The organism is Escherichia sp. E4736 (assembly GCF_005781225.1).
Lineage (GTDB): Bacteria > Pseudomonadota > Gammaproteobacteria > Enterobacterales > Enterobacteriaceae > Escherichia.
The window spans coordinates 51,466-73,235 of record NZ_VATT01000025.1; the positions used below are offsets into that span (position 1 = coordinate 51,466).

At 54.1% G+C, this 21,770-nt stretch carries 22 protein-coding genes; 17 read left to right on the plus strand and 5 right to left on the minus strand.

Annotated elements, in window-relative coordinates; translation table 11 throughout:
• Positions 1 to 69 precede the first annotated feature (69 nt).
• The 7 genes from eutH to eutR are packed head-to-tail and all read left to right on the plus strand — an operon-like array spanning position 70 to position 7,257.
• A complete protein-coding gene (gene eutH, locus FEK46_RS16110) occupies positions 70 to 1,296 on the plus strand; it encodes an ethanolamine utilization protein EutH (protein ID WP_130260661.1) in 1,227 nt (408 codons plus the stop codon).
• Positions 1,293 to 2,696, plus strand: coding sequence for an ethanolamine ammonia-lyase reactivating factor EutA (gene eutA / locus FEK46_RS16115; RefSeq protein WP_135559786.1), 1,404 nt, complete (start codon positions 1,293 to 1,295; stop codon positions 2,694 to 2,696). The genes eutH and eutA overlap by 4 nt, the downstream gene beginning before the upstream one ends.
• A gap of 11 nt (positions 2,697 to 2,707) precedes the next feature.
• On the plus strand, positions 2,708 to 4,069 hold the full coding sequence (gene eutB, locus FEK46_RS16120) for an ethanolamine ammonia-lyase subunit alpha (protein WP_000769975.1): 1,362 nt from the start codon (positions 2,708 to 2,710) through the stop codon (positions 4,067 to 4,069).
• A gap of 20 nt (positions 4,070 to 4,089) precedes the next feature.
• On the plus strand, positions 4,090 to 4,977 hold the full coding sequence (gene eutC, locus FEK46_RS16125; RefSeq protein ID WP_130207403.1) for an ethanolamine ammonia-lyase subunit beta: 888 nt from the start codon (positions 4,090 to 4,092) through the stop codon (positions 4,975 to 4,977).
• A gap of 9 nt (positions 4,978 to 4,986) precedes the next feature.
• Complete coding sequence (gene eutL / locus FEK46_RS16130) at positions 4,987 to 5,646, plus strand: ethanolamine utilization microcompartment protein EutL (RefSeq protein ID WP_001111027.1); 660 nt, start codon at positions 4,987 to 4,989, stop codon at positions 5,644 to 5,646.
• Positions 5,647 to 5,658: 12 nt separating this feature from the next.
• Positions 5,659 to 6,159: an ethanolamine utilization microcompartment protein EutK gene (gene eutK, locus FEK46_RS16135; protein ID WP_130207402.1), complete on the plus strand. Its 501-nt coding sequence runs from the start codon at positions 5,659 to 5,661 to the stop codon at positions 6,157 to 6,159.
• A 45-nt stretch (positions 6,160 to 6,204) separates the two neighbouring features.
• Positions 6,205 to 7,257, plus strand: coding sequence for an HTH-type transcriptional regulator EutR (eutR, locus tag FEK46_RS16140; protein ID WP_135559785.1), 1,053 nt, complete (start codon positions 6,205 to 6,207; stop codon positions 7,255 to 7,257).
• Between the two features lie 5 nt (positions 7,258 to 7,262).
• Here eutR and hemF read toward each other — a convergent pair whose 3' ends face one another.
• Positions 7,263 to 8,162, minus strand: coding sequence for an oxygen-dependent coproporphyrinogen oxidase (gene hemF, locus FEK46_RS16145; protein ID WP_135559784.1), 900 nt, complete (start codon positions 8,160 to 8,162; stop codon positions 7,263 to 7,265).
• Positions 8,163 to 8,165: 3 nt separating this feature from the next.
• On the minus strand, positions 8,166 to 9,035 hold the full coding sequence (gene amiA / locus FEK46_RS16150; RefSeq protein WP_130207396.1) for an N-acetylmuramoyl-L-alanine amidase AmiA: 870 nt from the start codon (positions 9,033 to 9,035) through the stop codon (positions 8,166 to 8,168).
• A 213-nt stretch (positions 9,036 to 9,248) separates the two neighbouring features.
• Here amiA and FEK46_RS16155 point away from each other — a divergent pair, with 213 nt between their 5' ends.
• From FEK46_RS16155 to yfeX, 4 genes are all read left to right on the plus strand, one after another.
• A complete protein-coding gene (locus tag FEK46_RS16155) occupies positions 9,249 to 9,674 on the plus strand; it encodes a GNAT family acetyltransferase (protein ID WP_000406000.1) in 426 nt (141 codons plus the stop codon).
• A complete protein-coding gene (locus tag FEK46_RS16160; protein ID WP_130207394.1) occupies positions 9,661 to 10,110 on the plus strand; it encodes a DUF2919 domain-containing protein in 450 nt (149 codons plus the stop codon). Before FEK46_RS16155 ends, FEK46_RS16160 begins: the two co-directional genes overlap by 14 nt.
• A gap of 206 nt (positions 10,111 to 10,316) precedes the next feature.
• Complete coding sequence (locus FEK46_RS16165; protein ID WP_135491696.1) at positions 10,317 to 10,889, plus strand: RpoE-regulated lipoprotein; 573 nt, start codon at positions 10,317 to 10,319, stop codon at positions 10,887 to 10,889.
• A 95-nt stretch (positions 10,890 to 10,984) separates the two neighbouring features.
• Entirely contained in the window at positions 10,985 to 11,884 is a 900-nt protein-coding gene (gene yfeX / locus FEK46_RS16170; RefSeq protein WP_000084590.1) for a porphyrinogen peroxidase, read from the plus strand.
• Positions 11,885 to 12,122: 238 nt separating this feature from the next.
• Here the strand turns inward: yfeX and pbp4b are convergent, their stop codons facing one another.
• From pbp4b to murQ, 3 genes are read right to left on the minus strand one after another with little or no spacing between them, the layout of a single operon-like run.
• On the minus strand, positions 12,123 to 13,427 hold the full coding sequence (pbp4b, locus tag FEK46_RS16175) for a penicillin binding protein PBP4B (protein WP_135559783.1): 1,305 nt from the start codon (positions 13,425 to 13,427) through the stop codon (positions 12,123 to 12,125).
• Positions 13,428 to 13,429: 2 nt separating this feature from the next.
• Positions 13,430 to 14,854 (minus strand): PTS N-acetylmuramic acid transporter subunit IIBC, encoded by a 1,425-nt coding sequence (murP, locus tag FEK46_RS16180; protein WP_135559782.1) that lies wholly within the window; start codon positions 14,852 to 14,854, stop codon positions 13,430 to 13,432.
• Positions 14,855 to 14,857: 3 nt separating this feature from the next.
• Positions 14,858 to 15,754, minus strand: coding sequence for an N-acetylmuramic acid 6-phosphate etherase (gene murQ, locus FEK46_RS16185; protein WP_130207386.1), 897 nt, complete (start codon positions 15,752 to 15,754; stop codon positions 14,858 to 14,860).
• A 171-nt stretch (positions 15,755 to 15,925) separates the two neighbouring features.
• On the opposite strand from murQ, the gene murR reads away from it, so the two are divergent.
• The 6 genes from murR (at position 15,926) to cysA (ending at position 21,687) form a co-directional block, all read left to right on the plus strand.
• Positions 15,926 to 16,783 carry an HTH-type transcriptional regulator MurR gene (murR, locus tag FEK46_RS16190; RefSeq protein WP_135559781.1) on the plus strand — a complete coding sequence of 286 codons (858 nt, stop codon included), beginning with the start codon at positions 15,926 to 15,928 and terminating at the stop codon, positions 16,781 to 16,783.
• 128 nt (positions 16,784 to 16,911) lie between these two features.
• Positions 16,912 to 17,703, plus strand: a complete 792-nt coding sequence (gene ucpA / locus FEK46_RS16195; protein ID WP_000517431.1) for an SDR family oxidoreductase UcpA — start codon at positions 16,912 to 16,914, stop codon at positions 17,701 to 17,703.
• Positions 17,704 to 17,875: 172 nt separating this feature from the next.
• Entirely contained in the window at positions 17,876 to 18,892 is a 1,017-nt protein-coding gene (gene cysP, locus FEK46_RS16200; protein WP_000290223.1) for a thiosulfate/sulfate ABC transporter substrate-binding protein CysP, read from the plus strand.
• A complete protein-coding gene (gene cysT, locus FEK46_RS16205; protein WP_000458420.1) occupies positions 18,892 to 19,725 on the plus strand; it encodes a sulfate/thiosulfate ABC transporter permease CysT in 834 nt (277 codons plus the stop codon). Before cysP ends, cysT begins: the two co-directional genes overlap by 1 nt.
• Positions 19,725 to 20,600 (plus strand): sulfate/thiosulfate ABC transporter permease CysW, encoded by an 876-nt coding sequence (gene cysW / locus FEK46_RS16210; RefSeq protein ID WP_064526347.1) that lies wholly within the window; start codon positions 19,725 to 19,727, stop codon positions 20,598 to 20,600. Before cysT ends, cysW begins: the two co-directional genes overlap by 1 nt.
• Entirely contained in the window at positions 20,590 to 21,687 is a 1,098-nt protein-coding gene (gene cysA, locus FEK46_RS16215; protein WP_130207380.1) for a sulfate/thiosulfate ABC transporter ATP-binding protein CysA, read from the plus strand. Before cysW ends, cysA begins: the two co-directional genes overlap by 11 nt.
• Positions 21,688 to 21,770: the final 83 nt, after the last annotated feature.

The window sequence follows — 21,770 nt, forward strand, 5'->3', positions numbered from 1 at the left end:
ACATGTAGGGCGGATAAGGTGTTTACACCGTATCCGCCAATAAATAACAACTAACAGGGAGTAAAGGCGATGGGAATTAACGAAATCATCATGTACATCATGATGTTCTTTATGCTGATAGCTGCCGTAGACAGGATCCTGTCGCAGTTTGGCGGTTCTGCACGTTTCCTCGGTAAGTTCGGTAAAAGTATCGAAGGATCCGGCGGGCAGTTCGAAGAAGGTTTTATGGCAATGGGCGCACTGGGCCTGGCGATGGTCGGTATGACCGCGCTGGCACCGGTACTGGCCCACGTACTCGGGCCGGTGATCATCCCGGTTTACGAAATGCTCGGCGCCAACCCGTCGATGTTCGCCGGAACGCTGCTGGCGTGCGATATGGGCGGCTTCTTCCTCGCCAAAGAGCTGGCGGGCGGCGACGTAGCAGCGTGGCTATACTCTGGGTTAATTCTCGGGTCGATGATGGGGCCAACGATTGTGTTTTCCATTCCGGTGGCGCTCGGCATTATCGAACCTTCTGACCGTCGTTATCTGGCGCTCGGTGTGCTGGCCGGCATTGTGACCATTCCAATTGGCTGTATTGCTGGTGGTCTGGTAGCTATGTATTCCGGCGTACAAATCAACGGCCAGCCTGTGGAATTCACCTTTGCCCTGATCCTGATGAACATGATCCCGGTACTGATCGTCGCGGTACTGGTGGCGCTGGGGCTGAAATTCATCCCGGAAAAAATGATCAACGGCTTCCAGATCTTCGCCAAATTCCTCGTTGCATTGATTACCCTCGGCCTTGCTGCCGCGGTGGTGAAATTCCTGCTTGGCTGGGAACTGATCCCGGGCCTGGATCCGATCTTCATGGCCCCTGGCGATAAACCAGGTGAGGTGATGCGCGCCATTGAAGTTATCGGTTCTATCTCCTGCGTGCTGTTAGGGGCATATCCGATGGTGCTGTTGCTGACCCGCTGGTTTGAAAAACCGCTGATGAGCGTCGGTAAAGTGCTGAATATGAACAATATCGCGGCAGCTGGCATGGTGGCAACGCTTGCTAACAACATCCCGATGTTCGGTATGATGAAGCAGATGGATACCCGCGGCAAAGTCATCAACTGCGCCTTCGCCGTTTCCGCAGCCTTCGCTCTGGGCGACCACTTAGGCTTCGCCGCTGCCAACATGAACGCCATGATCTTCCCGATGATTGTCGGCAAGTTGATCGGCGGCGTAACGGCAATTGGCGTGGCGATGATGCTGGTACCAAAAGAAGACGCGACTGCGGCTAAAGCCGAAGTGGAGGCGCAATCGTGAACACTCGCCAGCTACTAAGCGTCGGTATCGATATCGGCACCACCACCACCCAGGTGATTTTCTCCCACCTGGAGCTGGTTAACCGTGCGGCAGTGTCGCAGGTGCCGCGCTACGAATTCATCAAACGCGAAATTAGCTGGCAAAGCCCGGTGTTCTTTACCCCTGTCGATAAACAGGGCGGTTTAAAAGAAGCGGAGCTGAAAACTTTAATCCTCGAGCAATATCAGGCTGCGGGCATTGCGCCGGAAAGCGTTGATTCTGGTGCCATCATCATTACTGGCGAAAGCGCAAAAACCCGCAATGCCCGTCCGGCGGTGATGACGCTCTCCCAGTCGCTGGGGGATTTTGTCGTCGCCAGCGCCGGACCGCATCTCGAATCTGTGATCGCGGGTCACGGTGCCGGGGCGCAAATACTCTCTGAACAACGGCTGTGTCGGGTACTGAATATCGACATCGGCGGCGGCACGGCGAACTACGCCCTGTTCGATGCCGGAAAAATCAGTGGTACTGCCTGCCTCAACGTCGGCGGTCGCCTGCTGGAAACCGACAGCCAGGGGCGCGTGGTGTACGCCCATAAACCGGGGCAGATGATTGTGGATGAGTGTTTCGGCGCAGGCACTGACGCCCGTTCGCTGACTGGCGCGCAGCTGGTGCAGGTTACCCGACGAATGGCGGCGCTAATTGTCGAAGTGATTGACGGAACGCTCTCGCCGCTCGCGCAGGCATTGATGCAAACCGGTTTACTGCCCGCAGGTGTTACGCCCGAAATCATTACGCTTTCTGGCGGCGTGGGCGAATGTTATCGCCACCAGCCCGCCGATCCGTTCTGTTTTGCCGATATTGGCCCGCTGCTGGCAACGGCGCTGCATGACCATCCGCGCCTGCGTGAGATGAACGTGCAGTTTCCGGCGCAAACCGTGCGCGCCACGGTGATTGGCGCGGGCGCACATACTCTTTCGCTCTCTGGCAGCACAATCTGGCTGGAGGGCGTACAACTGCCGCTGCGTAATTTGCCGGTGGCGATCCCAATTGATGAAACGGATCTGGTGAGTGCCTGGCAACAGGCGCTGATTCAGCTGGATCTTGATCCCAAAACTGACGCGTACGTGCTGGCGCTTCCCGCCTCGCTGCCTGTGCGTTACGCCGCGGTACTGACGGTCATCAACGCGCTGGTCGATTTCGTCGCGCGTTTTCCGAATCCGCATCCCCTGCTGGTGGTGGCCGGGCAGGACTTTGGTAAAGCTCTGGGCATGTTGTTGCGCCCACAGCTACAACAACTCCCGTTGGCAGTCATTGACGAAGTGATTGTCCGCGCGGGGGACTATATCGACATTGGTACGCCTCTTTTTGGCGGATCGGTTGTGCCGGTGACGGTGAAATCACTCGCATTTCCTTCCTGAGGGAACGACTTATGAAACTAAAGACCACATTGTTCGGCAATGTATATCAGTTTAAGGATGTAAAAGAGGTGCTGGCAAAAGCCAACGAACTGCGTTCGGGGGATGTGCTGGCGGGCGTTGCAGCGGCAAGCTCACAGGAGCGCGTGGCGGCAAAGCAGGTGTTGTCGGAAATGACCGTAGCGGACATCCGCAATAATCCGGTGATTGCCTATGAAGATGACTGCGTCACGCGGCTGATTCAGGACGACGTTAACGAAACGGCCTACAACCAGATTAAAAACTGGAGCATCAGCGAACTGCGTGAGTATGTGCTGAGCGATGAAACCAGCGTGGACGACATTGCCTTTACCCGCAAAGGGCTGACCTCGGAAGTGGTCGCGGCGGTAGCGAAGATTTGCTCCAACGCGGACCTGATCTACGGCGCGAAGAAAATGCCGGTGATCAAAAAGGCCAATACCACCATCGGTATTCCGGGCACCTTTAGCGCCCGTTTGCAGCCGAACGATACCCGTGACGACGTGCAAAGTATCGCCGCGCAAATCTACGAAGGGCTTTCCTTCGGGGTGGGCGATGCGGTGATCGGCGTTAACCCAGTGACTGACGACGTGGAAAACTTAAGCCGCGTGTTGGATACCATCTATGGCGTGATCGACAAATACAACATTCCGACCCAGGGCTGCGTGCTGGCGCACGTCACTACCCAGATTGAAGCGATTCGTCGCGGCGCGCCGGGCGGGCTGATTTTCCAGAGTATTTGCGGCAGCGAAAAAGGGCTGAAAGAGTTTGGCGTGGAACTGGCGATGCTCGATGAAGCGCGCGCAGTGGGCGCGGAGTTCAACCGTATCGCCGGGGAAAACTGCCTCTACTTCGAAACCGGACAAGGTTCTGCGCTGTCCGCAGGTGCTAACTTCGGCGCTGACCAGGTGACGATGGAAGCGCGTAACTATGGGCTGGCGCGTCATTACGATCCGTTTATCGTCAACACCGTGGTCGGCTTTATTGGGCCGGAGTACCTCTACAACGACCGCCAGATTATTCGTGCGGGCTTAGAAGATCACTTTATGGGCAAGCTGAGCGGCATCTCTATGGGCTGTGACTGCTGCTACACCAACCACGCTGACGCTGACCAGAACCTCAACGAAAACCTGATGATCCTGCTCGCCACCGCAGGCTGCAACTACATCATGGGGATGCCGCTGGGCGATGACATCATGCTCAACTACCAGACCACGGCGTTCCACGATACCGCCACTGTGCGTCAGTTACTCAACCTGCGTCCGTCACCGGAGTTTGAACGCTGGCTGGAAAGCATGGGCATTATGGCAAACGGTCGCCTGACCAAACGGGCGGGCGATCCGTCACTGTTCTTCTGATGACGCGGAGATAACACATCATGGATCAAAAACAGATTGAAGAAATTGTACGCAGCGTGATGGCGTCAATGGGACAAGCAGCCCCCGCGCCATCAGAAGCCAAATGCACCACCACAGCCTGTTCGGCACCGGTGACCTCGGAAAGCTGTGTGCTGGATTTAGGTTCCGCTGAAGCGAAGGCGTGGATTGGCGTTGAAAATCCGCATCGCGCAGACGTATTAACAGAACTGCGCCGCAGCACCGTGGCCCGCGTTTGTACCGGTCGTGCTGGTCCGCGTCCGCGTACCCAGGCGCTGCTGCGTTTCCTGGCCGATCACTCTCGTTCGAAAGATACCGTACTGAAAGAAGTGCCGGAAGAGTGGGTGAAAGCGCAGGGCTTGCTGGAGGTGCGCTCTGAAATTAGCGACAAAAATCTCTACCTGACTCGCCCGGATATGGGTCGCCGCCTGTGTGCAGAAGCTGTTGAAGCCCTGAAATCACAGTGTGTCGCCAGTCCGGACGTACAGGTCGTTATTTCTGATGGCCTGTCTACTGACGCGATCACCGTGAACTATGAAGAGATCCTGCCACCGCTGATGGCGGGCCTGAAACAAGCTGGTTTGAAAGTCGGCACGCCGTTCTTTGTGCGTTACGGTCGCGTGAAAATTGAAGATCAGATCGGTGAGATCCTCGGCGCGAAAGTGGTGATCCTGCTGGTGGGCGAACGCCCGGGGTTAGGGCAGTCAGAAAGTCTCTCCTGCTACGCCGTTTACTCGCCGCGTATGGCGACCACCGTTGAGGCCGATCGCACCTGTATCTCTAACATTCACCAGGGCGGCACGCCGCCAGTTGAAGCCGCAGCAGTTATTGTGGATTTGGCGAAACGTATGCTGGAGCAGAAAGCATCCGGCATCAATATGACCCGATAAGGAGGCATCATGCCAGCTTTAGATTTGATTCGACCGTCGGTCACCGCCATGCGGGTGATTGCCTCCGTTAACGCCGATTTTGCGCGTGAGCTGAAATTGCCGCCGCATATTCGTAGCCTTGGGCTGATTTCCGCCGACTCCGATGACGTCACCTACATTGCCGCTGATGAAGCGACCAAACAGGCGATGGTGGAAGTGGTGTATGGCCGCTCGCTGTATGCAGGAGCCGCACACGGCCCGTCACCGACTGCCGGTGAAGTGCTGATTATGCTGGGCGGGCCAAACCCGGCGGAAGTGCGTGCTGGTCTGGATGCAATGGTTGCGCATATTGAAAACGGTGCGGCCTTCCAGTGGGCCAACGATGCGCAAGATACGGCATTCCTTGCACATGTGGTTTCGCGCACTGGTTCTTATCTCTCTTCCACTGCGGGTATTACGCTTGGCGATCCGATGGCGTATCTGGTGGCGCCGCCGCTGGAAGCGACTTATGGCATTGATGCAGCGTTAAAATCTGCCGACGTACAGCTGGTGACTTATGTCCCGCCGCCGTCAGAAACCAACTATTCCGCCGCATTCTTAACGGGAAGCCAGGCGGCGTGTAAAGCGGCCTGTAATGCCTTTACCGATGCAGTGCTGGAAATCGCGCGGAATCCAATCCAGCGTGCGTAACGGAGGTTGCCGATGATCAATGCACTGGGATTGCTGGAAGTGGACGGCATGGTCGCAGCAATCGATGCGGCGGATGCGATGCTGAAAGCGGCCAACGTACGTCTGCTCAGTCATGAAGTACTTGACCCTGGTAGGTTGACGCTGGTGGTGGAAGGCGATCTGGCGGCGTGTCGTGCGGCGCTGGACGCAGGTTGTGCTGCTGCGATGCGTACCGGACGCGTTATCAGCCGCAAGGAGATCGGTCGGCCAGACGATGACACCCAGTGGCTGGTTACTGGCTTTAACCGCCAGCCGAAGCAAGCTGTAAAGGAACCCTGCGTGCCAGCTATCGTTGCGGAATCTGCTGACGAGTTGTTGGCGCTGTTAACATCAGTACGTCAGGGAATGACGGCAGGAGAAGTGGCTGCCCACTTTGGCTGGCCGTTGGAAAAAGCCAGAAATGCGCTCGAACAGCTCTTTTCTGCCGGGACGTTACGTAAACGCAGTAGTCGTTATCGTCTCAAGCCTCATTAATCTGTCGGAGGTGCCGGGTGTCATATAACACCCGGCATTAACATCATGAAAAAGCCCCGTACAGCTAATTTGCACCATCTTTATCATGAACCCTTATCCGAAAACCTGAAGCTTACGCCGAAGGTCGAAGTGGATAATGTTCATCAACGACAGACAACGGATGTCTATGAACATGCTTTGACGATTACCGCCTGGCAGCAGATTTACGATCAGCTGCATCCGGGCAAATTTCATGGTGAATTTACGGAAATTCTGCTTGATGATATTCAGGTTTTCCGTGAATACACTGGTCTGGCACTGCGTCAGTCGTGCCTGGTCTGGCCGAACTCTTTCTGGTTTGGTATTCCGGCGACACGCGGCGAACAGGGATTTATCGGCTCACAATGCCTGGGAAGCGCGGAAATTGCCACGCGCCCTGGCGGCACCGAGTTTGAACTGAGTACACCAGATGATTATACGATCCTTGGCGTAGTGCTTTCTGAAGATGTCATTACCCGGCAGGCTAATTTTTTGCATAACCCGGAAAGGGTGCTGCATATGTTACGTAACCAGTCGGCGCTGGAAGTGAAAGAGCAGCATAAAGCCGCGCTGTGGGGCTTTGTCCAACAGGCGCTGGCGACATTTTGCGAGAACCCGGAGAATCTTCATCAGCCTGCGGTGCGTAAAGTGCTGGGGGATAATTTGCTGATGGCGATGGGGGCGATGCTGGAAGAAGCGCAACCAATGGTGACAGCGGAAAGTATTAGTCATCAGAGTTACCGACGTTTGCTTTCCCGCGCCCGTGAATATGTGCTGGAAAACATGTCCGAACCGGTAACCGTACTGGACTTGTGTAATCAACTGCACGTCAGCCGCCGTACCTTACAAAACGCATTTCATGCTATTTTGGGCATTGGCCCGAATGCGTGGCTAAAACGCATTCGCCTGAACGCCGTGCGCCGTGAACTGATAAGCCCATGGTCGCAAAGTATGACGGTAAAAGACGCCGCCATGCAGTGGGGATTCTGGCATCTGGGGCAATTCGCCACGGATTATCAGCAACTGTTTGCCGAGAAGCCGTCACTGACACTGCATCAGCGGATGCAGGAGAGGGGATGAGGGAGTTACACCCAACCCCTGACCTTAATAAACTCACTCAACGCCGCTTCCGGGCTGCCTGCTTCTGGCTGATAATCATACTCCCAGCGTACCAGTGGCGGCATCGACATCAGAATAGACTCGGTGCGCCCGCCGGTTTGTAAGCCAAACAGCGTCCCGCGATCCCATACCAGGTTGAACTCGACATAGCGCCCGCGGCGGTACAACTGGAAATTGCGCTCGCGTTCGCCGTATTCCATTGCTTTACGCCGTTCAACAATCGGTAAGTAAGCGTCGGTGTAGCCTTTGCCTACCGCCTGCATAAAGGCAAAACAGTGGTCGAAATCTGGCGTGTTCAGATCATCAAAGAACAGCCCGCCAATGCCGCGCTGTTCGTTGCGATGTTTTAGGTAGAAGTAATCGTCGCACCACTTTTTGTAACGGGGATAAACGTCTTCACCAAATGGCAGGCACAGGTCACGGGCGGTGCGATGCCAGTGAATGGCGTCTTCTTCAAAACCATAGAATGGAGTTAAGTCGAAGCCGCCGCCAAACCACCAGACGGGATCGGCACCCGGTTTTTCGGCAATAAAAAACCGCACATTCGCGTGGCTGGTGGGAACGTACGGATTATGCGGATGCACTACCAGCGATACGCCCATTGCCTCGAAACTGCGCCCGGCAAGTTCCGGGCGATGAGCGGTCGCGGAAGCGGGCATCGCGTTGCCATGGACGTGAGAAAAGTTGACGCCCGCCTGTTCGAAAACACCACCATTACGCAACACCCGACTACGCCCGCCGCCACCAGCTTCACGTTGCCAGCTATCTTCGACAAACTCTGCGCCATCTACGGCGGCCAGTTGCTGGCAAATTGTACCCTGAAGGTCGAGGAGAAACTGTCTAACCTGGTGTGCGTCGGGTTTCATAACTTACCGCTTTTTCGAGTGTGCTTTCTGGTTATCAAACCAGTGGAAATAACTGATCACGCCTTCAGCAATCGCTGTGGCGATTTTCTGACGAAACGCCGCCGTGCCTAATAGCCGTTCTTCTTCCGGGTTGGTGATAAACGAAGTTTCCACCAGCACCGAAGGAACCGACGGTGATTTCAACACCACAAATGCCGCTTGTTCGGTGTTGCGGCTGTGCAGTTTATGCACCGGCTTAATCTTCTTCAGAATATGCGAGCCGAGCGTCAGACTATTTTTAATGGTATCTGTTTGCACCAGATCAAACAGCACTTGTTGCAATAGGTGATCCCTGTCGGTCGCCTTTTTCCCGGCAACTTCATCAGCACGGTTTTCGCGTTCCGACAAATATTTTGCCATCGCGCTACTTGCGCCACGGTTAGAGAGGGCAAAGACCGATGCACCAGCGGCTTTCGGGTTGGTAAAGCCGTCGGCGTGAATTGACATAAACAGGTCAGCGCCATGTTTATGGGCGATTTCAACGCGATCGTACAGTGGAATAAAGGTATCGCCAGAACGCGTCAGCCGCGCATCAATGCCATGATTGCGCAAAATTGAACGGACGTTTTTGGCGATTGCCAGCACCACGTGTTTTTCTTTTGACCCGTTGCGGCCAATCGCACCGGTATCAATCCCGCCGTGACCCGGATCGAGAACGACTATCCGCTTGCCCCCAGCTTTTTTGGCTTTCGGCTTAGTGTGTCCGTTGCTGGTTTTTAAAGGTTCTTCTTTGGCGATGGCTTGTGACATTCCTGACAACGTCAGGGCAGCCAATCCGGCTTTCAGCACCTGGCGGCGCGAAGTGAGTGTTTTTAGTGGTTTAAAAGTGCTCATACGGCCTGAGTTGTAATAATGAAGTTCCAGATGTTATATCGTATCGCGTAATCCGTTACGACGGTTTGCTGGTGAGAATTGTTTTACTTTTCATTTCAATAAATGACAACGCGTCATTATGCCACTTTTTCAACCGATTTTCGTCAGATATTGGCTAATTCGGTCGTTCACGCCATAATCACCCTTTTAACCCCCAAAAAGGTAACTCATACCATGGAGATACGCGTATTTCGCCAGGAAGATTTCGAAGAGGTCATCACCCTTTGGGAGCGTTGCGACTTGCTGCGTCCGTGGAACGATCCGGAAATGGACATCGAACGCAAGATGAACCATGACGTCAGTTTGTTCCTGGTCGCGGAAGTGAATGGTGAAGTGGTGGGAACGGTGATGGGCGGTTATGACGGGCATCGTGGGTCTGCTTATTATCTTGGCGTGCATCCGGAGTTTCGCGGGCGCGGCATTGCTAACGCCTTGCTTAATCGGCTGGAGAAAAAGCTGATTGCCCGCGGTTGCCCGAAAATTCAGATCAACGTGCCGGAAGACAATGACATGGTGCTCGGAATGTACGAACGCCTGGGATACGAACACGCTGATGTGCTGAGTCTGGGTAAGCGTTTGATTGAAGATGAAGAGTACTGAGTTTCATCCTGTCCATTATGATGCGCACGGACGCCTGCGTTTACCCTTCCTTTTCTGGCTTGTGCTACTGCTTCAGGCGCGAACCTGGGTGCTGTTTGTGATTGCCGGTGCGTCGCGTGAGCAGGGTACTGCGCTGTTGAATCTGTTTTATCCCGATCATGATAATTTCTGGCTGGGGTTAATTCCCGGCATTCCAGCAGTGCTGGCGTTTTTGCTGAGTGGTCGGCGGGCTACGTTTCCCCGTATCTGGCATGGGCTCTATTTTCTGTTGCTGTTGGCGCAAGTGGTTTTACTTTGCTGGCAACCGTGGCTGTGGCTGAACGGTGAATCGGTTAGCGGAATCGGTCTGGCGCTGGTAGTGGCGGATATTGTGGCGTTAATCTGGCTGCTGACTAATCGACGTTTACGCGCTTGTTTTAATGAAGAAAAAGAATAACGCAGAGGTGCGCTTTGTTTATGCCGGATGCGGCGTGAACGCCTTATTCGGCCTACAAAACATCGAAAATTCAAGATATTGCAGGAAAAAGCAGGCCTGATAAGCGTAGCGCATCAGGCAATTTTGTGTTTGTCATCTACCTCTAACGGCACTTTTTTGCAAATTCGCACTCCAAGCAACGTTATTGAATAACCAAAGGAAGTGAGATGAAATCGCTGCGTTTAATGTTATGCGCTATGCCGTTGATGCTGACCGGCTGTTCCACTATGTCGTCAGTTAACTGGTCTGCCGCTAATCCGTGGAACTGGTTTGGTTCATCTACCAAAGTGAGCGAGCAGGGCGTGGGCGAATTAACGGCGTCCACACCATTACAAGAACAAGCTATTGCCGATGCGCTTGATGGTGATTATCGTCTGCGCAGCGGAATGAAAACCGCTAACGGTAATGTAGTGCGCTTTTTTGAAGTGATGAAAGGCGACAGCGTGGCGATGGTCATCAATGGTGATCAAGGTACAATCAGCCGCATTGACGTTTCAGACAGCAATATTCCTGCGGACTCCGGTGTTAAAATCGGTACACCGTTTAGCGACCTTTACAGCAAAGCATTTGGCAATTGCCAAAAAGCAGATGGTGATGATCGTGCTGTCGAATGTAAAGCTGAAGGCAGTCAACATATTAGCTACCAGTTCAGCGGTGAATGGAGTGGTCCTGAAGGGTTAATGCCTTCGGACGATACCTTGAAAAACTGGAAAGTCAGTAAAATTATCTGGCGACGTTAATTTGCGTCTGAGCAAACCGCTAATCACAAAAAACACGTAAAATAGCGCCCAACAATGCCACGGATTGCGTGGCATTATTATTTTCAGGAGGAACAATGTCTCAGGTTCAGAGTGGCATTTTGCCAGAACATTGCCGCGCGGCGATTTGGATCGAAGCCAACGTAAAAGGGGAAGTTGATGCCCTGCGTGCGGCCAGTAAAACATTTGCCGACAAACTGGCAACTTTTGAAGCGAAATTCCCGGACGCACATCTTGGTGCAGTCGTTGCCTTTGGTAACAACACCTGGCGTGCTCTGAGCGGCGGCGTTGGTGCCGAAGAGCTGAAAGATTTTCCGGGCTACGGCAAAGGTCTTGCGCCGACCACTCAGTTCGATGTGTTAATCCACATTCTTTCTCTGCGTCATGACGTAAACTTTTCTGTCGCCCAGGCGGCGATGGAAGCCTTTGGTGACTGCATTGAAGTGAAAGAAGAGATCCACGGCTTCCGTTGGGTGGAAGAGCGTGACCTGAGCGGCTTTGTTGACGGCACAGAAAACCCGGCGGGTGAAGAGACGCGTCGCGAAGTTGCGGTTATCAAAGACGGCGTGGATGCGGGCGGCAGCTATGTGTTTGTGCAGCGTTGGGAGCACAACCTGAAGCAACTCAACCGTATGAGCGTTCACGATCAGGAGATGATGATCGGCCGTACCAAAGAAGCCAACGAAGAGATTGATGGCGACGAACGTCCGGAAACTTCTCACCTGACCCGTGTTGATCTGAAAGAAGATGGCAAAGGACTGAAGATTGTTCGCCAGAGCCTGCCGTACGGCACCGCCAGTGGCACTCACGGTCTGTACTTCTGCGCCTACTGTGCGCGTCTGCATAACATTGAGCAGCAATTGCTGAGCATGTTTGGCGATACCGATGGTAAGCGTGATGCGATGTTGCGTTTCACCAAACCGGTAACCGGCGGCTATTACTTCGCGCCGTCGCTGGACAAGCTGATGGCGCTGTAAGCGTTTCTGATTCGATGATTAAAGGCCAGCCAATAGCATTACTGACTGGTTTCAGATTGTTGATAAAGTGCGCGTTGTACACGCCGGATGCGACGTAAACGTCTTATCCGGCCTACAAATCGTGCGAATTCAATACATTGCAGGGGGCGCGTAGGCCTGATAAGCGTAGCGCATCAGGCAGTATTGCGTTTGTCAGCAGTCTCAGGCCAGCCAGTAACAAAACTGACTGGCCTTTTTATTACTTCTGCTTTAACGCCGCATACACCTGATCAACTACCCAACCATAAGTTGCAATCGGTAACTGACCGCTTTCGAACATATTGGGATTTTTTTGTGGATCGGCAACTGGCGAATGGGGCTTGTTGCTTAACATCACAATCGCCATATGATTGACCGGATCGATAACGGTTACCGTCCCGGTCCAGCCCGTGTGACCGTACGTTTGCGGGCTTGCCAGCGTGCCAAACGTCGGCGTCATGGTGGCATTACCATTCACGCGCCAGCCAAGGCCAAAAGTGGCGTCCTCCTTTGAGCTGGTGGTGAACATCTTCACCGTTTCCGCACTGAACAGCTTCACATCACCATAGCCACCGCCGTTCAGCATCGTTTGCATTAACACCGCAATATCGCCGGTATTGGAAAACAAACCTGCGTGTCCGGAAACGCCGCCCATCGAATAGAACGCTTTTTCATCGTGCACCTGACCCCAGATAGTGGAGGAGCGGATATTCGGAAAGTGGATCACGCCATCGCGGGTATTGCCGTTCAGTTCCGTCGCGGCAATTTGCTGCGGTTTAAAGCCTTTCAGCAGCGGGTTAAATACCGTATGCGTCAGGCCGAGTGGTCGATAAATCGACTCTTCAACATAGCGGTCAAGCGGCTGGCCAGTAACTGACTCGACGATAAATCCAAGCAACATATAATCGACATCGCTGTAGATATGTTTGCTGCCGGGCTGATACTCCAGCGGCGTGCGCTTGATCATCTCCAGCGTCTGGCCTTTATCCTGCGAATATAACGCGCCCGCGACCGCTTTATTCGGGTATTGTGGGTCCGCCGGGAAACCGCCGCTGTGATGCAGCAGATCAGAAATCCGCAGCGTGTTTTTGCCTTTGATGGTGTCATTTGGACTGTCGGCAAACCCTGGAATATATTTCGCAATCAGATCGTCAGGATGCAGTTTGCCTTCGCTCATCAGCTTTTGCAGAGCGAAGTTAGTGGCGTACATTTTGGTATTTGAGGCCAGGTCATACAGCGTCTCGGTGGTGGCTTTTACAGGCTGCGCCATCAACACGCTGCCATCGTACTTTTTCGCCATCCCCCAGGCTTTGCGATACACAATCTGATTATCTTTAATAATCAGTAGGTTTACGCCGGGATAACCGGCATCAACTTGCTGGTTAATCCAGCGATCCATCTGGTTAAGCCGTTCGACATTGAACCCTGCTTTCTCTGGCGAACTTTCTGTCAGAACAGGGTATTTTGCGGCGCTGACGCTACAGCTGACAGCCAGCAGAGAAAGATAGAGCATTGTCCGTTTCATAATCAGTCCAGATTGACGTTACGGCAGCCAAAGAACGTGGTGAAAATAAACCCACTAACCCATGCCACCAGAATCCCACCTGCATATACCGCCATTGCCGGAAGGATACCTTGAGCGGAAGTCATCAGCGGTAGTGCCACCAGGCCAGACGGTCCGAAGGCGCTGTTTAAGCCCATTGGCAGACCCCACCAGGCTATCAGTCCGATAAACAAACCGCCCGCCGCGCCGCCTAAACAGGCGGTAACAAACGGCTTCATGCGGGGCAGGGTGACGCCGTAAATCAACGGTTCACCAACGCCCAGCAGACCGGGAATTATCGCCCCGCGCACCTGACTGCGTAGTGCACTGTGCGGTTGCGCTCGCCAGTAGAGCGCCAGCGCCGCGCCTACCTGGCCCGCGCCCGCCATCGAAAGGATGGGAAATAAGCTGTTGAACCCCTGACTGTCCATTAAAGCCAGATAAACAGGAATGAAGCCCTGATGCACGCCAAACACCACGGCGATCAGGAACAGCCCGGCTAAAACCGCACAACCGAGCGGATTACTGTTCAGGTGCATAAACAGCCACGACATGCCTTCAAACAGCCAGCCGCCCAGCGGCATAATGATCAGGTACGCAAGCGTAGCGGTGATCAACAGAGTGATTAACGAGGTCAGCAGCATGTCGAGATCGTCCGGCATAAAGCGGCGCACCATGCCTTCAATGCGGGCGCAGGCCCAGGCGGCAATCAACACGCCGATAATATTGCCGCGCGGATCGATGGGCAGACCGAAGAAATCGTGAAATCCGGCGTAGTAACCAGTGGTGGCAGCAGGGTTATAACCGAGCAAAAAGAGCGCGGCAATAATTGCGCCATTGACGCCCGTGCCGCCGAACGCCTGGGCCGCGTTATAGCCCACCAGAATTACCAGGAAGGTGAACAAGCCTTTGCTGAACACCTTCATAAAATTCAGCGAGTCGGGCAGCGTTCCCTGAGCATCTGCCGGAACGTGCATCACCGTGGCGATTAGCGTCGCTATCCCCAGCAACAGACCCGCAGCAATAAAACCGGGGATCAGCGGTGTAAAGATGGTGGCGAATTTGGCGAGAAATTGTTGCACGCCGGAAGTTTGTCTGGCTTTTAACTGGCGTTTATTCTGGGCGGCGATCTCTGCGGCATCCTGTATCGGTGCTTCGCCCAGCAACTCGCTCATGGCTTTTGCGGCACGATGCGCTTTGCCCGGCCCAAAAACCACCTGCACCTGATCGCTGGTCAAAATGACGCCCTTTACGCCTTCCAGGGTTTTGATATCGGGATCAACCAGTGAACTGTCATGTACACCCAGACGCAGACGCGTCATACAGTTACCACAGCTGGCGATGTTACCCGGGCCACCGACCCGGGTAAGAATGGTGTTCAGAAGTTCACTGCTGATCTCTTTAGCCATGGGTTATTCCTTTTCCAGAGCTTTGCGAATAAAGCCGCCGTGTTGATCCAGGCGTTTTTTAGCTTCTGCGGCATCGAGATTTTTCAGCACCATCACAATAGCCGTTTTACAATGGCGGTCGCAGGCAACCAATGCCGCTTCCGCTTGCTCAGCGCTACATCCGGTGGCGTTTTTAACGATATTGACCTGGCGTACATGCAGTTTTTCATTGGTGGCGACCACATCGACCATCAGGTTGCCGAACACTTTGCCTGACTTAATCATCAGACCGGTGGAGAGCATATTGAGCACCAGTTTCTGCGCCGTGCCAGCTTTCATTCGCGAAGAACCCGTGACCACTTCGGCCCCAACAATCGGCGTGATAGCAAACTCTGCGGTAGTTGAAACGGCGCTCCCCGGATTACAGGAAATTCCCACTGTGCGGCAACCGAGCTGGCGGGCGTATTCCAGTCCGGCAATCACATACGGCGTACGACCGCTGGCGGCAATACCAACCACCACATCCTGTGCCGTTAAATTAATACTTTTCAGATCGTTAACGCCGCCTTCCCGGCTATCTTCCGCGCCTTCCACCGCGTGCTGAATGGCATATTCGCCGCCAGCAATCAAACCAACTACCAGGCCCGGTTTCACGCCGTAGGTCGGCGGACATTCACTGGCATCAAGAATACCCAGACGACCAGAGGTCCCCGCACCGATGTAAATCAGACGGCCGCCGCCGCTCACCTGGGCGTGAATAACATCGATCGCCGCTGCAATATCTGGCAGTACGCGCTCAACGGCGAGTGGTACGGTTTTATCTTCATCGTTGATAATCCGGCACATCTCCAGTGTCGAAACGCGGTCAATTTCAGCCGAGGCGGCATTCGAGCCTTCTGTAATCATCTTTTCAAGTTGCATCAGTGGTGACCTTAGTATTCACAATCAAATAATTGCATATTGATGGAATCATATATCTCAATTTGCTAGTTTTAAAGGAATCATTGAGTCTGAAATCACAGAGTGTGAAGAGCGTCAAAGGGCAAAATCCGTGTGCTATGCTGCGCGCAGGATGTGGTGAGGGAGTGGAAGATGTTGTACCTGACAAAATTACGCAATGCAGAAAGTGACTTTACTGAAAATGAGCAAAAGATAGCCGACTTTCTGCAAGCCAGGGTGAGCGAACTGAAATCCGTCTCTTCGCGCAAGATGGCGAAACAGCTCGGCATCAGTCAGTCGAGTATTGTGAAGTTTGCCCAGAAGCTCGGCGCACAAGGATTTACTGAATTGCGTATGGCGTTAATTGGCGAATACAGTGCCAGCCGGGAGAAAACGAATGCCACGGCGCTGCACCTGCACAGTTCGATTACCAGTGATGATTCGCTGGAAGTGATTGCCCGCAAACTGAATCGCGAAAAAGAGCTGGCGCTGGAACAGACCTGCGCGTTGCTCGATTACGCGCGGCTGCAAAAAATCATTGATGTCATCAGTAAAGCGCCATTTATTCAGATAACGGGCCTGGGCGGATCGGCGCTGGTGGGGCGCGATCTGTCGTTCAAACTGATGAAAATTGGCTATCGCGTGGCCTGCGAAGCCGACACGCACGTACAAGCCACCGTTTCCCAGGCGTTAAAAAAAGGCGATGTACAAATCGCTATCTCTTACAGCGGCAGTAAAAAAGAGATTGTCTTGTGCGCAGAAGCGGCACGAAAGCAGGGGGCAACGGTGATTGCCATTACTTCTCTGACTGACTCTCCGCTGCGGCGGCTGGCGCATTTCACGCTCGATACCGTTTCCGGCGAAACCGAATGGCGTAGCTCGTCGATGTCTACCCGCACGGCGCAAAATTCTGTTACCGATTTACTGTTTGTTGGCCTGGTGCAACTCAATGATGTGGAGTCATTGAAAATGATTGAGCGCAGCAGTGAGCTAACACAACGCCTGAAATGATGCATAAAGCAGCGACTGGATTGAGATTTTCCTGAATTAGTGAGCTGATACGCAGCAATATTTTGTTTATCCTGTATTTTCAGAGGGAATGGAGTGTAACGCTCTGTATTAACAAGGAGAGCATTAAAATGGGTAAACTCACGGGCAAGACAGCACTGATTACAGGCGCATTGCAGGGAATTGGCGAAGGAATTGCCAGAACTTTTGCACGTCATGGCGCGAATCTAATCTTGCTGGATATCTCCCCTGAGATCGAAAAGCTGGCGGACGAACTGTGTGGTCGTGGTCATCGCTGTACGGCGGTTGTCGCCGATGTGCGTGACCCGGCGTCGGTAGCCGCTGCTATCAAGCGCGCGAAGGAAAAAGAAGGGCGCATTGATATCCTGGTGAATAACGCAGGCGTTTGTCGCCTGGGTAGTTTCCTCGATATGAGCGATGACGATCGCGATTTCCATATTGATATCAATATTAAAGGCGTATGGAACGTCACAAAGGCGGTGCTGCCGGAGATGATTGCCCGCAAAGATGGCCGCATTGTGATGATGTCTTCGGTCACTGGCGATATGGTGGCCGATCCTGGCGAAACGGCGTATGCCTTAACGAAAGCGGCGATTGTTGGCCTGACTAAATCGCTGGCGGTGGAGTACGCGCAGTCTGGTATTCGCGTAAATGCGATTTGTCCGGGCTACGTGCGCACGCCAATGGCAGAAAGTATTGCCCGTCAGTCGAACCCGGAAGATCCAGAATCGGTGTTGACTGAAATGGCAAAAGCAATCCCGATGCGTCGCCTCGCCGATCCGCTGGAAGTCGGCGAACTCGCGGCCTTCCTCGCATCCGATGAATCCAGCTATTTAACCGGTACACAGAATGTGATCGATGGCGGCAGCACACTGCCGGAGACGGTTAGCGTCGGCATCTGATTCACCTCTGTTTCCTCCCTGCATTTGTGTGGGGAGGATTTCGTTTTGAACCCGGTTCTTATTCCCTTTTCAACTTCCAAATCACCAAACGGTATATAAAACCGTTACTCCTTTCATGCCCGTTATAAATATGATGGCTATTAGAAAGTCATTAAATATATAAGGGTGCGCAATGGCCGTTAACTTACTGAAAAAGAACTCACTCGCGCTGGTCGCTTCTCTGCTGCTGGCAGGCCATGTACAGGCAACAGAACTGCTGAACAGTTCTTATGACGTCTCCCGCGAGCTGTTTGCCGCCCTGAACCCGCCGTTTGAACAGCAATGGGCAAAAGATAACGGCGGCGACAAACTGACGATTAAACAATCTCATGCCGGGTCATCAAAACAGGCGCTGGCGATTTTACAGGGCTTAAAAGCAGACGTTGTCACTTATAACCAGGTGACCGACGTACAAATCCTGCACGACAAAGGCAAGCTGATCCCGGCGGACTGGCAGTCGCGCCTGCCGAATAATAGCTCGCCGTTCTACTCCACCATGGGCTTCCTGGTGCGTAAGGGCAACCCGAAGAATATCCACGACTGGAACGATCTGGTGCGCTCCGACGTGAAGCTGATTTTCCCGAACCCGAAAACGTCCGGTAACGCGCGTTACACCTATTTAGCCGCGTGGGGCGCAGCGGATAAAGCCGACGGTGGCGATAAAGCCAAAACCGAACAGTTTATGACGCAGTTCCTGAAAAACGTTGAAGTGTTCGATACCGGCGGTCGTGGCGCAACTACCACCTTTGCCGAGCGCGGCCTGGGCGATGTGCTGATTAGCTTTGAATCGGAAGTGAACAACATCCGTAAACAGTATGAAGCGCAGGGCTTCGAAGTGGTGATTCCGAAAACCAATATTCTGGCGGAATTTCCGGTGGCATGGGTCGATAAAAACGTGCAGGCCAACGGCACAGAAAAAGCCGCAAAAGCCTACCTGAACTGGCTCTACAGCCCGCAGGCGCAGACCATTATCACCGACTATTACTACCGCGTGAATAACCCAGAAGTCATGGACAAACTGAAAGATAAATTCCCGCAGACCGAGCTGTTCCGCGTGGAAGACAAATTTGGCTCCTGGCCGGAAGTGATGAAAACCCACTTCACCAGCGGCGGTGAGTTAGACAAGCTGTTAGCCGCGGGGCGTAACTGATGTTTGCTGTCTCCTCCAGACGCGTGCTGCCGGGCTTTACCTTAAGCCTCGGCACCAGTCTGCTGTTTGTGTGCCTGATTTTATTGCTGCCGCTCTCCGCGCTGGTGATGCAGCTCTCTGAGATGAGCTGGGCGCAGTACTGGGAAGTGATCACCAACCCGCAGGTGGTCGCGGCCTACAAAGTGACGCTGCTGTCGGCGTTTGTGGCGTCGATTTTTAACGGTGTTTTCGGCCTGTTGATGGCGTGGATTTTAACCCGTTATCGCTTCCCTGGCCGCACGCTGCTTGATGCACTGATGGATTTACCCTTTGCGTTGCCGACGGCGGTGGCCGGTTTGACGCTGGCCTCGCTCTTTTCCGTGAATGGTTTTTACGGTGAATGGCTGGCGAAGTTTGATATCAAAGTCACCTATACCTGGCTGGGGATTGCGGTGGCGATGGCCTTTACCAGCATTCCGTTTGTGGTGCGTACTGTGCAGCCGGTGCTGGAAGAGTTAGGCCCAGAATATGAAGAAGCGGCAGAAACGCTCGGCGCAACGCGCTGGCAGAGTTTCTGTAAAGTGGTGCTGCCGGAGCTTTCTCCGGCGCTGGTGGCGGGCGTGGCGCTGTCGTTTACCCGTAGCCTCGGTGAGTTTGGCGCGGTAATTTTTATCGCCGGGAACATCGCCTGGAAGACGGAAGTGACGTCGCTGATGATTTTTGTTCGCTTACAGGAGTTTGATTACCCGGCGGCGAGCGCGATTGCTTCGGTGATCCTCGCGGCATCCCTGCTGCTGCTGTTCTCAATTAATACTCTGCAAAGTCGCTTTGGTCGGCGTGTGGTAGGTCATTAATGGCGGAAGTGACACAGTTGAAGCGTTATGACGCGCGCCCGATTAACTGGGGCAAATGGTTTCTGATTGGTATCGGGATGCTGGTTTCGGCGTTCATCCTGCTGGTGCCGATGATTTACATCTTTGTGCAGGCGTTCAGCAAAGGGCTGATGCCAGTTTTACAGAATCTGGCTGACCCGGACATGTTGCACGCCATCTGGCTGACGGTGATGATTGCGCTGATTGCCGTGCCGGTAAACCTGGTGTTCGGCATCCTGCTGGCCTGGCTGGTAACACGTTTTGATTTTCCTGGGCGTCAGTTGCTGCTGACGCTGCTGGATATCCCGTTTGCCGTCTCTCCGGTGGTCGCAGGCCTGGTGTATCTGCTGTTCTACGGCTCTAACGGCCCGCTGGGCGGCTGGCTGGATGAACATAATCTGCAAATTATGTTCTCCTGGCCGGGAATGGTGCTGGTCACTATCTTCGTCACCTGCCCGTTTGTGGTGCGCGAGTTGGTGCCGGTGATGTTAAGCCAGGGCAGCCAGGAGGACGAAGCGGCGATTTTGCTTGGCGCGTCCGGCTGGCAGATGTTCCGCCGCGTCACATTGCCGAATATTCGCTGGGCGCTGCTTTATGGCGTGGTGCTGACCAACGCCCGCGCGATTGGCGAGTTTGGCGCGGTATCGGTGGTTTCCGGCTCGATTCGCGGCGAAACCCTGTCGCTGCCGTTACAGATTGAATTGCTGGAGCAGGACTACAACACCGTCGGCTCCTTTACCGCTGCTGCGCTGTTGACGCTGATGGCGATTATCACCCTGTTTTTAAAGAGTATGTTGCAGTGGCGCCTGGAAAATCAGGAAAAACGCGCGCAGCAGGAGGAACATCATGAGCATTGAGATTGCCAATATTAAGAAGTCGTTTGGTCGCACCCAGGTGCTGAACGATATCTCACTGGATATTCCTTCTGGTCAGATGGTCGCATTGCTGGGGCCGTCCGGTTCCGGGAAAACCACGCTGCTGCGCATTATTGCCGGGCTGGAGCATCAAACCAGTGGGCATATTCGCTTCCACGGCACCGACGTCAGCCGCCTGCACGCGCGCGATCGTAAAGTCGGTTTCGTGTTTCAGCATTACGCGCTGTTCCGTCATATGACGGTGTTCGACAATATCGCCTTTGGCCTGACGGTGCTGCCGCGTCGCGAGCGCCCGAATGCCGCGGCGATCAAAGCGAAAGTGACAAAATTGCTGGAGATGGTGCAGCTTGCCCATCTGGCGGATCGTTATCCGGCCCAGCTTTCCGGCGGCCAGAAACAGCGTGTAGCGCTGGCGCGCGCGCTTGCCGTGGAACCGCAAATTCTGCTGCTTGATGAACCGTTTGGCGCGCTGGATGCGCAGGTGCGTAAAGAGCTGCGTCGCTGGCTGCGTCAGCTGCACGAAGAGCTGAAATTCACCAGTGTATTCGTTACCCACGACCAGGAAGAGGCGATGGAAGTCGCCAACCGCGTGGTGGTGATGAGTCAGGGCAATATCGAACAGGCCGATGAACCGGATCAGGTATGGCGCGAACCGGCGACCCGTTTTGTGCTCGAATTTATGGGCGAAGTGAACCGCCTGCAGGGAACGATTCGCGGCGGGCAGTTCCACGTTGGCGCGCACCGCTGGCCGCTGGGGTATACACCTGCGTATCAGGGGCCGGTGGATCTCTTCCTGCGCCCGTGGGAAGTGGATATCAGCCGCCGCACCAGCCTTGAATCGCCGCTGCCGGTACAGGTGCTGGAAGCCAGCCCGAAAGGCCACTACACCCAATTAGTCGTGCAGCCACTGGGGTGGTATGAAGATCCGCTGACGGTCGTGATGCATGGCGACGATGCCCCGCAGCGTGGCGAGCGTTTATTCGTTGGCCTGCAACATGCGCGGCTGTATAACGGCGACGAGCGTATTGAAACCCGCGATGAGGAACTTGCTCTTGCACAAAGCGCCTGATAGGTTGAGTGAATGTTAAACGCCCGGAGGCGCTTCCCGCGATCCGGGCTTTTTAATGGCAAGGTTTGTAACCTGTAGGCCTG

What these genes read in the sequence shown, in the direction of transcription:
- eutH (WP_130260661.1), top strand. Translation starts at nt 70, where the DNA reads ATGGGAATTAACGAAATCATCATGTACATCATGATGTTCTTTATGCTG.
- eutB (WP_000769975.1), top strand. Translation starts at nt 2,708, where the DNA reads ATGAAACTAAAGACCACATTGTTCGGCAATGTATATCAGTTTAAGGAT.
- eutC (WP_130207403.1), top strand. Translation starts at nt 4,090, where the DNA reads ATGGATCAAAAACAGATTGAAGAAATTGTACGCAGCGTGATGGCGTCA.
- eutL (WP_001111027.1), top strand. Translation starts at nt 4,987, where the DNA reads ATGCCAGCTTTAGATTTGATTCGACCGTCGGTCACCGCCATGCGGGTG.
- eutK (WP_130207402.1), top strand. Translation starts at nt 5,659, where the DNA reads ATGATCAATGCACTGGGATTGCTGGAAGTGGACGGCATGGTCGCAGCA.
- eutR (WP_135559785.1), top strand. Translation starts at nt 6,205, where the DNA reads ATGAAAAAGCCCCGTACAGCTAATTTGCACCATCTTTATCATGAACCC.
- hemF (WP_135559784.1), bottom strand. Translation starts at nt 8,162, where the DNA reads ATGAAACCCGACGCACACCAGGTTAGACAGTTTCTCCTCGACCTTCAG.
- amiA (WP_130207396.1), bottom strand. Translation starts at nt 9,035, where the DNA reads ATGAGCACTTTTAAACCACTAAAAACACTCACTTCGCGCCGCCAGGTG.
- FEK46_RS16155 (WP_000406000.1), top strand. Translation starts at nt 9,249, where the DNA reads ATGGAGATACGCGTATTTCGCCAGGAAGATTTCGAAGAGGTCATCACC.
- FEK46_RS16160 (WP_130207394.1), top strand. Translation starts at nt 9,661, where the DNA reads ATGAAGAGTACTGAGTTTCATCCTGTCCATTATGATGCGCACGGACGC.
- FEK46_RS16165 (WP_135491696.1), top strand. Translation starts at nt 10,317, where the DNA reads ATGAAATCGCTGCGTTTAATGTTATGCGCTATGCCGTTGATGCTGACC.
- yfeX (WP_000084590.1), top strand. Translation starts at nt 10,985, where the DNA reads ATGTCTCAGGTTCAGAGTGGCATTTTGCCAGAACATTGCCGCGCGGCG.
- pbp4b (WP_135559783.1), bottom strand. Translation starts at nt 13,427, where the DNA reads ATGAAACGGACAATGCTCTATCTTTCTCTGCTGGCTGTCAGCTGTAGC.
- murP (WP_135559782.1), bottom strand. Translation starts at nt 14,854, where the DNA reads ATGGCTAAAGAGATCAGCAGTGAACTTCTGAACACCATTCTTACCCGG.
- murQ (WP_130207386.1), bottom strand. Translation starts at nt 15,754, where the DNA reads ATGCAACTTGAAAAGATGATTACAGAAGGCTCGAATGCCGCCTCGGCT.
- murR (WP_135559781.1), top strand. Translation starts at nt 15,926, where the DNA reads ATGTTGTACCTGACAAAATTACGCAATGCAGAAAGTGACTTTACTGAA.
- ucpA (WP_000517431.1), top strand. Translation starts at nt 16,912, where the DNA reads ATGGGTAAACTCACGGGCAAGACAGCACTGATTACAGGCGCATTGCAG.
- cysP (WP_000290223.1), top strand. Translation starts at nt 17,876, where the DNA reads ATGGCCGTTAACTTACTGAAAAAGAACTCACTCGCGCTGGTCGCTTCT.
- cysT (WP_000458420.1), top strand. Translation starts at nt 18,892, where the DNA reads ATGTTTGCTGTCTCCTCCAGACGCGTGCTGCCGGGCTTTACCTTAAGC.
- cysW (WP_064526347.1), top strand. Translation starts at nt 19,725, where the DNA reads ATGGCGGAAGTGACACAGTTGAAGCGTTATGACGCGCGCCCGATTAAC.
- cysA (WP_130207380.1), top strand. Translation starts at nt 20,590, where the DNA reads ATGAGCATTGAGATTGCCAATATTAAGAAGTCGTTTGGTCGCACCCAG.